Genomic DNA, 12,578 nt, shown 5'->3' on the forward strand with positions numbered 1-12,578 from the left:
GAGCTGCAGACTCAGGGGATCAGATGAAACAGACAAACCGGAGGCCCAACGCCGTCGATGTGGCGAGACTGGCCGGGGTCTCAAAGTCGACGGTCTCCCGCGCCTTTACCGAACACAGCAGCATCAATGCCCTCAAGAAGCAGCGGATCATCGAGGCCGCGAGGCAGCTGGGATACCGTCCCAATGCCATGGCCCGGAGCCTGCGAACGACCCGCTCGAACCTGGTGGGCATTCTCCTCGAGGAGTTCACAAATCCGATTTTCCTGCGGATCCTCGAACTGATCACCGCAAAGCTTCAGGAACATGGCCTGCACGCCATAACGGTCAACGCCTCGAAGGATCACAGCCTTTCCGAGGCCATGGAACTCGTCATGCAGTACCGGATCGACGGTCTGATCGTCTCGTCCGACATGCCCCTGAAGATCGAATACGAGTGCGCACAGATGAACATCCCTGTTGTTGCTTTTGCACGCAGCGACAGGAGGATCCAGAACACGCTCAGTGTGTCGCTTGACGAATTGCATGCCGGGCAGATGGCGGCACAGCACCTTCTGGCCCAGGGATATCGCGCACCAGCCTTCGTGGGCGGCTTTCCAGGCGTCTCGGTATCACTGGACAGGCACGCCGGCTTCCGGGACCGTCTTGCGGAGGATGGTCTGCGGGTGGTGTCGGTAGAATATGCCGGCGACAATACCTATGACCGGGGGCTCGCAGCGGCCAGGGCCATGCTGAAAGGCCCGGTGCGGCCGGATTCTGTCTTCTGCGTCAACGACCAGGTCGCAGTTGGCGTGATCGACGCTGCAAGGTCGTTCGGTATGTCAGTACCCGAAGACCTTGGCGTTATCGGCGTCGACGACATCTGGATGGCACGGACCGCGCAGTATGACCTGACCACCATCGTGCAACCGCTTGAGGCAATGGCAGACGAACTGATTGCCCTGTTGATGGGACGGGAAACAGGCAGGGACCAGTCAACCGGGTTCCGGGGCACACTGGTATCGCGCGGTTCGACGCGGAGAAAAGGCTGATCCCCTGTCCCAAGAGAAGATGCCTGGGGGTGTCCAGAATTTCGGAAGTGTTCGCACCCACGATTTTAGGGCATGCGAGCCTGCAACAGCCTGGCCAGGGTTCCCGTGTCGAAGGCCGCGGTTACGGCCAGCGTTTCTTCTCCCTCGATCACCTGAGGGCGTCCCAGCGGCACAACACGAAAATGCAGCTGGACCAGCCGCAGCAGCCAGAGCGGATTCATCTCGATGATGATCGTGTCGATACCACGGGCCATTCCCCATTCAACGATCCCAGAAAGCAGGGCATTGGCGACCGGGCTGAGCATGCGGCCGCGCTCGCGCCGGCCCGGCTCGACACAGTAACGGGTCCACTCCCAGATGTTCGGACCGGAGGGACGATCTCCCTCACAGAGCTGCGGAAGCACCTCCGAAAGAAGATGCGGTCGCACCGAGGGGAGCATGCGCTGGTAGCCGATCACCTGGCCCTGCTCGACGTAGAGCATGTGAACTGCGTGCGCGTCATCAAAGCGGTCAGTTTCCCTGCCGTCATCGCTGCGCAGCGCCGACCATCCTTTCTCGTCAACAAAGACCCTGTGGCGAAGCCGGAAAGCCTGTTCCATTTCGAGGCGATAGGTTTCGGCGTTTTCGGATGTGACGATATGGAGCATTGGCCGTCCTCCAGGATTGAGATCGGCCGAATATGGTGGAACCGCCGGCACTCGGGCATCACGTGATCCCGTGAGGCTTTTCAATCTATCAGGGAAAGCCTGAGCGCCTCTGCAACGGCGTGGATGGTGGTGCCCACTCCCAGCCGCTCGCGCACGACGCGCAGATGGGTGTCAACGGTGTTCCTGCTTATTGTCAGACGCTCTGCAATGCCCTCGATGGTAAGGCCCTCTGCCGCCCATCGCAGCACGTCTTTCTGCCTGGTCGACAGGCGGACAGGACGGTCTGGCGGTTTGCCATCGACGAGCGAGATTGCATGGCCCAGCGCAAAGGCAGCTATCAGCTGGAGAACCAGACCATAGTCTGCCGGGATGTCGAGGCTCTCTCCGGCTACAGAGAAGCCGACCGGCATCCCTTCGACTGTTCTCAGAGCGACTGTCATTCCGTCCCGGAGCCGAAACTCGGTCGCCTCCGCCATGATCCGGGCACCCGTCGCGCCCGTGCCGGAAAGCCTGCAGGCATCTCTCCACAGGAACGGCGGACTGTCGCGACAGACAAGTCCTATCGTCGGATCATGGTAGAGATAGCCGTTCGAAAAATACCGGACCGACCACTCCTTCGGCCAGGCATCCAGGAGTACATGCGAGAGCTGCTCGTTCCTTGACGAGCCCGGTTGAGGGATCTGACCGGCCAGCAGGTTTGTTGCTCCGAACCGGCCTGCAAATGCCAGCAGAGACCTGCAGATCTCATCGGGCGAACCGCTCCGGCGGATCCCCTCGAGAACGCTGCAGGTGTCATCGAGCCGTCGCCTCCAGTTGCGGGTGTTTCCGGTGGTCAAAACTGCGTTGGGCCGTTCCGGTCTGCGAGCCATAGTCCTGTCTGACCTGCGGGCTTCACCCGGCCAGGCCGCCAGGGTGTTCCGGTCCGGACCGGATCTGTTGACGCCGGTTCCCCTGGCCCCTTCCCGATGCCGTCCTGCTCAGGCGACTGCAGCCTCCGGCCGGACGGCTTCGGCGGTTTTTCTGTTCCTGACGAGGTCTGCACCCTTTTCGCCAATCATCATGACCGGCCCGTTGGTATTGCCACTGATCAGGACCGGCATGATCGATGAATCTATGACCCGCAGTCCGGCAATCCCCCGCACGCGCAGTCCGGGATCCACGACAGCCATTTCATCCGTGCCCATCCTGCACGTGCCAACCGGATGATAGTCACAGCAGGCATACTGGCGGACATAGGACATGAGTTCCTCATCCGTCCGGGCAGATGGTCCCGGCAGACGCTCGGTCTCGATGTACCTTGCAATCTCGCTCTGGGCCAGGACCTCTCGGATGATGCGGATCGACTTAAGCGCCATCTCCCGGTCAAGAGGATCACTGAGGTACCTGGGGTCGACCAGTGGCTCGTCGGAGGGATCGGCTGACTTCAGCCTGACGGACCCGACGCTCCTCGGGCGCAGGAAAGTCGAATTGACCGTAAAGCCGCGCGCGTCTGGCAGAACTGTCTGCCCGCCTCGAACGACAGTTGCCGGTGCAAGGTGAATCTGCAGATCCGGACGTGAGGCGCCCTCTGTCTGGAAGAAACCGCCGCCCTCGACAATTACCGAGGCTGCAGGTCCATTGCGGTAGAGCAGCCAGCGGATGCCATGCAGGAGTGCCCTGGGGTAACGGTCATGTCCGTCATAGCTGATAGGCTGCCTGAGTGTCAGATGCACGTTGGTGCACAGATGGTCCTGAAGGTTGCGGCCAACTCCGGGAAGATCGGCAACGGGCCGGATGCCCAGTGCTTCCAGCTCACCGGCGGGGCCAATGCCCGACAGCAGCAGCAGGCGCGGTGAATTGATTGCGCCGCCGGAGACTATGACCTCGCGTTCCGCCTTCAATGTCATGCAGCGCTGGCCATCTGCCAGTTCGACACCCGTTGCCTTTCCATTCTCGACGACGATGCGGGTCACCCTGGCATGGGTCTTCACTGTCAGGTTGGCGCGGTCCGCCACCGGATGAAGGTAGGAAACAGCCGCCGAACGCCTGCGGCCGTCGCGGCAGGTGACCTGATAGAATCCGGCGCCATACATCGTCTCGCCGTTGAAGTCGGGATTGTAGGGCAGCCCGTACTGCTGGACCGCGCGTACAAACGCCCGGGTCAGCGGATGCGGACTTACCTGGTCAGATACCGCAAGAGGTCCACCCAGACCATGATAGCGGTTCGCCAGCCTGTCATTGTCTTCAGACCTGCGGAAATAGGGCAGGACGTCCTCATAGCCCCAGCCCCCGTTCCCCAGCGCCGCCCAGTTGTCATAGTCCTCTTTCTGGCAGCGGATGTAGATCATCGCGTTGATCGAGCTGGAGCCGCCAAGCGTCTTGCCCTGCGGATACCAGATCGAACGGTTGTCCAGATGTTCCTGCGGCACGGTGTGGAAGCGCCAGTTGACCCCGGGACCGAACAGTTTGCCTATGCCCCCGGGAATGTGGATCATAGGATTCCAGTCGCGGCTGCCGGCCTCGAGAAGCAGCACCTTTACATCCGGATCCTCGCTAAGCCTGCTGGCAAGCACGCAGCCTGCCGAGCCTGCCCCCACTATGATGTAATCCCACATTCGTTTCCTCCTGCACTACTGCTCCGCCAGTAGCCGCCCGGACCGAGCCTGGCATCCCACCGGAACCTTCATCCGGCGTCCCGGGCCAAGGGCCGCTATCGCCCGCGGAAAACGGGATGCCGTTTCTCGGCAAATGCCCGAAGTCCTTCAGTCCGGTCCTCCATCGCAAACGCCTCTACCGCGAGCGCGTGCTCGATACGCAGGCCCTCGTCGAGCGGCGTCCGTTCCGCGGCCTGGACCGCACGTTTGGCGAAAGGAGTGATCGCAACCGAGTTGCTGGCAATCGAGCTACCCAGCTGCAGGGCCCGCTCGAGCAGTCCGTCGTCCGGAACCACTTCGCTGACCAGGCCCTTGCGCTCTGCAAGGCCCGCATCGACCATCTCTCCGGTCAGGATCATCTGCATGGCGAAGGACTTGCCCACTGCCCTGGGCAGCCGCTGCGTGGCTCCGTCGCCCGGAAATGAACCGATCCTGATTTCGGGGCATGAAAACTTCGCCGTTTCCGCCGCAAGGACGACGTCACACAGGAGAACAAGCTCCAGCCCGCCGCCCATGGCAAAGCCGTTGACGGCGCCAATCAGCGGCTTCGGGAATTGTTCGACCGCACGCCAGCTGTCCAGACGTTCGGGATCCGCATAGGAAGCAAGGCCTCTGGCGAGCATGTCCGATATGTCGGCTCCTGCCGAGAACGCGCGCCCTGCACCGGTAAGAACCACGCAGCCAACGCTGGGATCCTGTTCGGCACCCCGCAGGCAGGTTGCGAGCTCTTTCAGCAGCGCCTTCGACAGGGCATTGAGCTTGCCGGGCCGGTTCAGGGTGACAAGCAGAACGCCACCGTGGCGTTCGGTGATGACGAGATCCGCCTCAGCGCCCGGCATGTCCGGACCTCTCTCCGGCCGGGGCTGCCGGGGCGACCCTGTTGCCGCGCAGCATATCGGCGGCCTTTTCGCTGATCATGATCGTTGGCGCGTTGGTGTTGCCGGAAACGAGCTGCGGCATCACCGAGGCATCCGCCACCCGAAGGCCATCGATGCCGCGAACGCGCAGCTGCGGGTCCACCACCGCCATATCGTCCTGGCCCATCCTGCATGTTCCGGCAGGATGGTATCCGGACCGGCTTTCCCGCCGCACATAGTCTTCGTAAGCGGCGCGCGTATTAACCTGCGGACCCGGCATGAATTCACTGGACAGGAATCTGGCAATGGCCGGCTGTGCCATGATTTCCTGACCGATCCGAACGGACTCGACCGTATAGTCGAGATCGGATTTCTCGGCGAGAAAGTTGGGATCAATCGCTGGTGCCACACCGGGATCGGCGCTCTTCAGGGTCACCGCTCCACGCGACTGCGGCCGCAGCAGGTAAGCGTTCAGTGTACAGCCGTTCCCGGTCGAACTGCTGTCAGTGACCGCTTCAATTCCGGTGCCGGCGAGGAAATGGAACTGGATTTCTGTCGAGTCGACATTTTCATCCGCAGGCCAGAACGCACCACCTTCCACTACAGTCGCGCTGATCGGGCCGTTGCGGAAAAGCGCGTACTGGAGGGCCGGCCAGATCTGGCGGTAGACGCTCTTGTAGACGTCATAGGTCTCCAGCCCCTTCACATTGTACATCATGAAGATGTCGAGATGATCGTGCAGGTTCTGTCCGACGCCTGGCAGGTCTGCGAGTGACCTGATGCCGTGACTGGCAAGGTGGCCGGCCGGTCCGATCCCCGAGAGCATCAGCAGCTTCGGCGAGCCGATGGCGCCAGAAGCAAGAACGACCTCACGATCGGCCCGGGCGACGACCGGTCTGCTGCCCACGCTGTATTCGACCCCGGTTGCGCGCCCGTTCTCCACCACGATGCGCCGCGCAGCAGCGCCGGTGCGGATGACAAGATTGGGCCGCTTGCGCGCGGCACTGAGATAGGCCACCGCCGCGCTGCAGCGGCGTCCGTTGCGGTTGGTCACCTGATAAAGGCCGGCTCCCCGCTGCTGCTCCCCGTTGAAGTCGGGATTGTACGGCATGCCGTACTCCTGGCAGGCCTGGACAAAGGCCTTCGAAAGCGGATGCGTGTGCCGCTGGTCCGAGACTGCGAGCGGCCCATCGGTGCCATGATACTGGCCGGAAAATCTTTCATTAGACTCGGCGCTCCGGAAATAGGGAAGCACGTCCCGGTACGACCATCCCGTACACCCTGTCTTTTCCCAGCCGTCATAGTCCGCGGCAACGCCGCGGATGTAGACCTGCGCATTGATGGAACTGCCTCCGCCGAGCACTCGCGCCTGGGTGAAGCCCGGCGTGATGCCACCCTGATGTGACTGGGGCGAAAGATCGAACTCCCAGGTGAGGGATCCCTTGGTGGTCTTGTAGTAGCAGACCGGCAGGTGAATATACGGATTCCAGTCGCGGGCCCCGGCTTCCAGCAGCAGGACCCTGCAGGCGGGATCTTCTGAGAGACGCGCAGCCAGTGTGCATCCGGCGGAGCCTCCGCCAACCACGATGTAGTCGTATGTGCTGTCTCTGTCTGTCACGGGACCCACTTCAGGATATGCTCGCCTACACAGACGGTATCGCCATTCTGGTTGGTGACCGTGATGTCGGACCGGGCCCGCCGGCGCTGTGTATCCACATCGCGCACCGTGTACCGGAGCGTCACCCTGTCGCCAATGTAGACCGGCAGGAGGAACCGTATGCGGTCATAGCCAAGCGAGACCGGCGTCTCGGTCGCGCGCACGCCGGGCACGCGCTCGACGATTTCGGTCGAACAGGCTGACATGTAAGCGACCAGCAGCGCTCCATGGGCAATCCGGCCGCCATAGGCCGAACCCGACATCTGGCCGCCGTCTACATGATTGGGCGAGTGATCGCCGCTGACGTCTGCGAATGCGGCGACGGCTGCTTCCGTCACGTCCCTTTCGAGAACCACCTCATCGCCTGGTCCGAGATAGAAGTCCGTCTGTGTCATGCAGCATACCCATAGACGCTGTTTGCCGTGATCCCTGCGTCGACCAGCAACTTCCTGATCTTCGCGATCTCCTCGTTTCGTGGCTTCATCAGTGGTGGCCGCACGACGGCGCGATCAAGCCGGCCGAGCAGCACAAGAGTTTCTTTCATCCTGTTGTGCATGTCGAGAAGTGGCGCGTCGTAGAAGGCCCGAACCATCGGATAGATCCTGTCATTGATCGCCTGTGCCTTTTTCAGGTCGCCGGCCTGGACAGCACGGAAGAGTGCCACCTGGAGGTCGGGTATGACACTGCCGGCACCTGAAAGGAGCCCGTCGCAGCCCAGCGCCAGCGAGCCAAGCAGCCAGGCGCTGTGCGTGGTCAGTGTCCGGACCGGCCTGTCCAGATTCCTCAGCTCGCGGATCTGCCGCTCGTGCAGGTTTCCGTCGCCGATCTGGTCTTTCACGCCCCGTATGGAAGGGAAGCGGACACACAGGTCAATGAGTGTCGAAAGAGGGTAGGAGAGACCGGAAACGAGGGGATACTGGAAAAGGATGACCGGAAGATCGGATGCGCCGGTTATGTGCCTGAGATGCTCTGTCGCCATCTCGGGTCGCAGGTGTCCTCCCAGCGACATGAAGTCGGGTGGGAAAACCAGAAGTCCGTGCGCACCCTCCTGCTGGGCCCGCTCCGCCATACGCCCTGCCTCCAGGCTTGAATTGGTGTAGATGCCCACGACTGCGGGCACGCTGTATTTTTCCAGCTCCTCGAGTGTCACCGCGATCGCACGGTGCTGCTCGTCCAGGGTCAGTGCGTGGACCTCGGCGGCGTGGCCGTTGATCGCAATGGCCGCTACGCCATCAACGCTGGCGATATCGTTCAGATGCCGGCGGTATGCCTGCTCGTCAACTGCGTGGTCCTCGTCAAAGGGCATCAGGCAGGCGGGGATGACACCCTTGGGGTCGAATGCAGGCATGCTCATTCTTTTCTCCTCTTGGAAGCCCGGCCGCACACGCAGGGTCGCGGCCGGGAATGCTGGAAGTTCAGATACCCTTGCCAATCATGTCTTTGGCATTTTCGGAGGTGACGGCGAGCGACTCCAGAAGCACCACCTCCGGCACCTTCTCGCCCTTCGCAATCCTGTAGGCATATTCGATGCCCTCGGGAGCGCAGAACGGATAGACGAACGTTGCCGTGAGCCTGCCGGCAGCGACTGCCTCGATGGCGTTGTTCTGGCCATCAATTCCGACGACGAGGACATCCTTCAGGCGTCCCGCACCTTCGAGAACCTGGATCGCGCCGAGCGCCATTTCATCATTATGCGCATAGACGGCCTGGATCTGGCCTTCGCCAAAGCGCTGCACCATGTCCTCCATGAACTTGACCGCCTTGTCGCGCGTGTAGTCGCAGTTCTGGGTGGCGACGATCTTCAGGTCCGGCGTCTTGCCGAGCTCGTCGACAAAGCCCTTGTTGCGGTCGGTCGTGGCCGACGCGCCGGCCGTGCCCTGCAGCTCGATGATCGCGCCCTTGCTGCCCAGTTTCTTCGCCAGCAGGGCCGCTGCTGCAGCGCCGATCGGCAGATTGAGGGCACCGATGTGGCACGTCACTTTCGTGTTGACCTTGCGGTCGAGCGTCACAACGGGAATGCCTGCTTCCATCGCCTGCCTGACAATCGGGGTCAGCGCGTCTGCGGTCAGAGGCGACACGATCAGGACCTTCGGGCCCTGTGCGATCAGGTTCTCGATGTCGGAAACCTGTTTGCCTGAATCGTTGTTGCCGTCGGTGATGGCCAGTTCGACGTCCTTGAGGTTCGTATCCGCATAGGCCTTGTTGACGTTGGTCTGCGCCACCCGCCAGGGATGGTTCAGCGTGCACTGGCTGAACCCGATCCTGATCTTCCCGTCAGCAGCAGCCCCGGTAATGGCCACCTTCCCCACTATCGGTATCGCAGCAGTACCAGCCATGAGTGTCAGTGCCCTGCGTCGTGTCAGTTCCATGTTTTCCTCCCGGTCTTCCCTGCGTCTGCGCTCTCGCCACCATTGACCAGATCCGCACCGCGGGCATTTCTATCTGCCCCTGCGATGGCGCATGACCTCGAACCCGACGGCAGCCAGGATGATCGCTCCCTTCACGATCTGCTGGGTGAAGGGCGAGATGCCGAGCAGGTTGAGAATGTTGGCCATCAGCGCGATGATTGCGGCCCCGATGACGGTTCCGATCACCCCGCCCTCGCCGCCAAAGAGGCTCGTGCCGCCGATCACGACAATCGAGATGGCCTCAAGTTCGAGATTGGTGCCGGCGGTCGGTTCACCGACGGTGAGCCGCGACACGAATATCAGCGCCGTCAGCGCCGACAGCACCCCCGAGATGACGTAGACCGAAAGCAGGACCCCCGGCACGTTGATGCCGGCAAGACGTGCAGCCTCCGCGTTTGACCCCACGGCATAGATCTGTCTGCCAAATGCGGTGTGGCGAAGGACCACGAATGCCGCGGCGGCAATGGCGACAAAGATCCAGATGGGAACCGGAATCCCGAGCAGGAAGCCGCCACCCAGAAAGTAGAAACGGTCGGCGGCCTCGCCGAGCGACTGGGGCTCTCCTGTGGCAATGGTCATGGCGATGCCCCGGCCCATGACCAGCGTTCCAAGTGTCATGATGAACGGCGGCATGCCCAGCAGCACCACGCCCGCCCCGTTCACCGCGCCGAACAGCGCGCCCATGGCAAGGGCGGCGGCCACGGCCAGCGGTATCGGCACTCCGCTGGCAAGCATCATCGCGCTCGTTACCGAGACAACGCCGACAATTGATCCGACCGACAGGTCGATCCCGCGCGTGAGGATCACAAACGTCATTCCGACGCTCACGATCCCGAACAGCGCGACCTGACGGCCGACATTGAGCAGATTGCCCGTCTGGACAAAGCTCGGCGAGAGATAGACCGCGACCGCGCACAGGATCAGAAGGACCCACAGGAGTCCCAGGCTCTGCGCCCAGCCGCGCAGCTTGGCACCAGGTCCCGCGGGCGGGCCAGCAGCCGCGTTTCCGGCAATCATCTCCATATACTGTTCCTCCCCATCAGAATGCTTCCGCCTGTGCCGTCTGCCGGCTCATCAGCCATGCAATGCCGTCCGCCACACCTCCGCTGTCGCAGGAGGAGCCAACGAAGCTGGCAAGCTTCCTGACCTCAGGCAGGGCATTCTCCACGGTCACTGCAGTGCCGGCCCAGCCGAGCATTCCAAGGTCGTTTTCGGCATCACCTGCTGCGGCACAGTCTTCGCGAGCGATGCCAAGCCAGCTGGCGACAGCTTCCACGGCGGTAAGCTTCGAGACACCCGGCGGTCCGATTTCGAGAAGCCGGGCGTGAGAAGCCGACACCGACAGGCGCGGACCGAACTGCTCCCGCAGGAGATCGAAAGCGCGACCGGCCGACGGAGCCAGGGCAACGCACATGATCTTGCCGGGTTCGCCCGGCAGTTCATCGACATGCGATACGACAACCAGCGACTCGCTGGTTATGCGTGCTTCCCGGGCCACCGGTTCGCTATCGTCAAGAACATGAATGCCTGAACTGCCGAACCACATCGGGTTTGCGCCCGCCGCCTGTGCCACCTGCATCACCTCCAGTGCAATCCGTCTTTCGATCGGCTGCCGGGAAAGCGCTGTGGAGGTCGAAACGTCCCCGATCCAGCCACCGTTGAAGCAGATGGCAAGGTCTGACGCGCGAAGGCGCTCTGCATAGGGCCGCAGGCCAGCCGGCGAGCGGGCCGTTGCAAGGATCACCCGCACGCCGGCGTCCTGCATCGCAGACAGGGCGCCGGCGACCCGCGAGGGAAGCGCGTGATCATGCGTAAGCAGCGTCCGGTCAACATCGGTGACGAAGAGGCGAAGGTCTGGCATCTTCCCGCCTCAGTTCCGGAAGACGGGGACGCGGGGTCCCGTGTGGATGAGCAGGGTCTTCAGCTGGGTAAATTCCTCAAACCCGGCCTGCCCCATCTCGTAGCCGAAGCCCGAGCCCTTCACGCCGGTGAGCGGAAGCTGCGGGGCTCCATCGATGGCAGTATTGGCCTGCACCCAGCCACTTTTCAGCCGCCTGCTTACGGTCAGGACCGTGTCTATGTTCTTCGACCAGACGTAGTTTGACAGGCCATAGGTGGTGTCGTTTGCCAGTCGGACCGCGTCCTCGACGGTGTCGAAACGGGTGATGCTGAGCACCGGTCCGAAAATCTCTTCCCGGAAGATCGTCATCTTCGGATCGACGCGGTCAAAGATGGTGGCTTCGAGGAAATGGCCGGCAGTTCCTGCTGCAAGCCTGCCGCCAAGAAGCAGCTGCGCGCCTTCATCAACGCCTGACCTGACAAAGCCCATGACCCTGTCGAGATGGCGCTCGTCGATCAGTGCGCCGATATCCGTTGCCTCGTCGAAAGGATCGCCCACCACGATCCTGCGGGAGCGGTCGACGACCCTTGCCACGAACTCGTCCGCGATGGATGACTGGACAAACAGGCGGGAGCCCGAGATGCAGCATTCGCCATTGTTGAAGAAGACGCCCGTCAGTGCGCCATCGACCGCCGCGTCGAGATCAGCATCGCTGAAGACGATACTGGCCGACTTTCCGCCAAGCTCGACCGACGACTTCACAAGGTTGCGGGCAGTATTTCCGACCACCTGCCGGCCCGTCCGTGTCGACCCGGTGAAGGAAACGAAGTCCACGCCTGGATGGGAAGTCAGGTGATCGCCGACCGTCGCCCCATAACCGCTGACGACGTTGAACACACCGGCCGGAATTCCGGCCTGCGTGGCCAGTTCGGCTATCTCGAACGCGGTTCCGGAGGTAAACTCGGAAGGCTTCAGCACCACGGTGCAGCCGGCCGCGAGTGCAAACGGCATCTTCTGCGCGACGATCAGCGCCGGAAAGTTCCACGGAGTCACCAGTGCGACCACCCCGATGGGCTCGCGCGTCAGCAGGGCGGTCCTGTCGGGACCGAGGTTTGTATAGGTCGACCCCGACATCTGCATCGCAAGCGATGCGGCGTAGCGCGTCAGGCCGACGGCGCCGTCCAGGTCGCCACGGGCAAAACGTATCGGCTTGCCGGCTTCCTCGACTTCAATCTGGACCAGCCGGTCCCTGTTGTCGTGGATGAGACCGGCAAGCCGGTTCAGGATGACGGCGCGTTCCATCCCGCTGAGCCGCGGCCACGGACCTTCCTCGAACGCTGCTCTTGCGGCATCGACGGCAAGGTCGACGTCGTCAGTGGTTCCTTCGCAGTAGCGGGCCACTGGCAGACCGCTGGAGGGAGACCGCCTTTCGATCGTGCCCCGGCCAGGGCCGTCGACCGGCTGCCCGCCTATGAACTGAGTGTATGTCCGTACCGGCATCGTTTTTT

Annotated in this window: 12 protein-coding genes; 1 reads left to right on the forward strand and 11 read right to left on the reverse strand. The window is 62.4% G+C overall.

Annotated features, from left to right (window positions below; all coding sequences use genetic code 11):
• The first annotated feature begins 23 nt into the window (after nt 1-23).
• A complete protein-coding gene (locus LB564_RS05185) occupies nt 24-1,028 on the forward strand; it encodes a LacI family DNA-binding transcriptional regulator (RefSeq protein ID WP_224535575.1) in 1,005 nt (334 codons plus the stop codon).
• A gap of 65 nt (nt 1,029-1,093) precedes the next feature.
• Here LB564_RS05185 and LB564_RS05190 read toward each other — a convergent pair whose 3' ends face one another.
• From LB564_RS05190 to LB564_RS05240, 11 genes are all read right to left on the reverse strand, one after another.
• A complete protein-coding gene (locus LB564_RS05190; RefSeq protein ID WP_224535576.1) occupies nt 1,094-1,675 on the reverse strand; it encodes an acyl-homoserine-lactone synthase in 582 nt (193 codons plus the stop codon).
• Nucleotides 1,676-1,755: 80 nt separating this feature from the next.
• Entirely contained in the window at nt 1,756-2,544 is a 789-nt protein-coding gene (locus LB564_RS05195; RefSeq protein ID WP_224535578.1) for a helix-turn-helix transcriptional regulator, read from the reverse strand.
• 108 nt (nt 2,545-2,652) lie between these two features.
• Complete coding sequence (locus tag LB564_RS05200) at nt 2,653-4,269, reverse strand: GMC family oxidoreductase (protein ID WP_224535580.1); 1,617 nt, start codon at nt 4,267-4,269, stop codon at nt 2,653-2,655.
• Nucleotides 4,270-4,364: 95 nt separating this feature from the next.
• Entirely contained in the window at nt 4,365-5,147 is a 783-nt protein-coding gene (locus LB564_RS05205; protein ID WP_224535583.1) for an enoyl-CoA hydratase/isomerase family protein, read from the reverse strand.
• Nucleotides 5,134-6,783 carry a GMC family oxidoreductase gene (locus LB564_RS05210; protein ID WP_224535585.1) on the reverse strand — a complete coding sequence of 550 codons (1,650 nt, stop codon included), beginning with the start codon at nt 6,781-6,783 and terminating at the stop codon, nt 5,134-5,136. The genes LB564_RS05205 and LB564_RS05210 overlap by 14 nt, the downstream gene beginning before the upstream one ends.
• Nucleotides 6,780-7,217: a MaoC family dehydratase gene (locus LB564_RS05215; protein WP_224535587.1), complete on the reverse strand. Its 438-nt coding sequence runs from the start codon at nt 7,215-7,217 to the stop codon at nt 6,780-6,782. The genes LB564_RS05210 and LB564_RS05215 overlap by 4 nt, the downstream gene beginning before the upstream one ends.
• Nucleotides 7,214-8,176, reverse strand: a complete 963-nt coding sequence (locus LB564_RS05220; protein WP_224535589.1) for a dihydrodipicolinate synthase family protein — start codon at nt 8,174-8,176, stop codon at nt 7,214-7,216. Before LB564_RS05220 ends, LB564_RS05215 begins: the two co-directional genes overlap by 4 nt.
• Nucleotides 8,177-8,237: 61 nt before the next feature.
• Nucleotides 8,238-9,191: a substrate-binding domain-containing protein gene (locus LB564_RS05225; protein ID WP_224535591.1), complete on the reverse strand. Its 954-nt coding sequence runs from the start codon at nt 9,189-9,191 to the stop codon at nt 8,238-8,240.
• Between the two features lie 69 nt (nt 9,192-9,260).
• A complete protein-coding gene (locus tag LB564_RS05230; protein WP_224535593.1) occupies nt 9,261-10,253 on the reverse strand; it encodes an ABC transporter permease in 993 nt (330 codons plus the stop codon).
• 16 nt (nt 10,254-10,269) lie between these two features.
• Entirely contained in the window at nt 10,270-11,091 is an 822-nt protein-coding gene (locus tag LB564_RS05235) for an HAD family hydrolase (RefSeq protein ID WP_224535595.1), read from the reverse strand.
• Between the two features lie 9 nt (nt 11,092-11,100).
• A complete protein-coding gene (locus LB564_RS05240) occupies nt 11,101-12,570 on the reverse strand; it encodes an aldehyde dehydrogenase family protein (protein WP_224535597.1) in 1,470 nt (489 codons plus the stop codon).
• Nucleotides 12,571-12,578 lie beyond the last annotated feature (8 nt).

Origin of the sequence: Mesorhizobium sp. ES1-6 (assembly GCF_020164775.1) — a bacterium.
In the GTDB taxonomy this organism is placed as follows: domain Bacteria; phylum Pseudomonadota; class Alphaproteobacteria; order Rhizobiales; family Rhizobiaceae; genus Mesorhizobium.

What these genes read in the sequence shown, in the direction of transcription:
- LB564_RS05185 (WP_224535575.1), top strand. Translation starts at nt 24, where the DNA reads ATGAAACAGACAAACCGGAGGCCCAACGCCGTCGATGTGGCGAGACTG.
- LB564_RS05190 (WP_224535576.1), bottom strand. Translation starts at nt 1,675, where the DNA reads ATGCTCCATATCGTCACATCCGAAAACGCCGAAACCTATCGCCTCGAA.
- LB564_RS05195 (WP_224535578.1), bottom strand. Translation starts at nt 2,544, where the DNA reads ATGGCTCGCAGACCGGAACGGCCCAACGCAGTTTTGACCACCGGAAAC.
- LB564_RS05200 (WP_224535580.1), bottom strand. Translation starts at nt 4,269, where the DNA reads ATGTGGGATTACATCATAGTGGGGGCAGGCTCGGCAGGCTGCGTGCTT.
- LB564_RS05205 (WP_224535583.1), bottom strand. Translation starts at nt 5,147, where the DNA reads ATGCCGGGCGCTGAGGCGGATCTCGTCATCACCGAACGCCACGGTGGC.
- LB564_RS05215 (WP_224535587.1), bottom strand. Translation starts at nt 7,217, where the DNA reads ATGACACAGACGGACTTCTATCTCGGACCAGGCGATGAGGTGGTTCTC.
- LB564_RS05220 (WP_224535589.1), bottom strand. Translation starts at nt 8,176, where the DNA reads ATGAGCATGCCTGCATTCGACCCCAAGGGTGTCATCCCCGCCTGCCTG.
- LB564_RS05225 (WP_224535591.1), bottom strand. Translation starts at nt 9,191, where the DNA reads ATGGAACTGACACGACGCAGGGCACTGACACTCATGGCTGGTACTGCT.
- LB564_RS05230 (WP_224535593.1), bottom strand. Translation starts at nt 10,253, where the DNA reads ATGGAGATGATTGCCGGAAACGCGGCTGCTGGCCCGCCCGCGGGACCT.
- LB564_RS05235 (WP_224535595.1), bottom strand. Translation starts at nt 11,091, where the DNA reads ATGCCAGACCTTCGCCTCTTCGTCACCGATGTTGACCGGACGCTGCTT.
- LB564_RS05240 (WP_224535597.1), bottom strand. Translation starts at nt 12,570, where the DNA reads ATGCCGGTACGGACATACACTCAGTTCATAGGCGGGCAGCCGGTCGAC.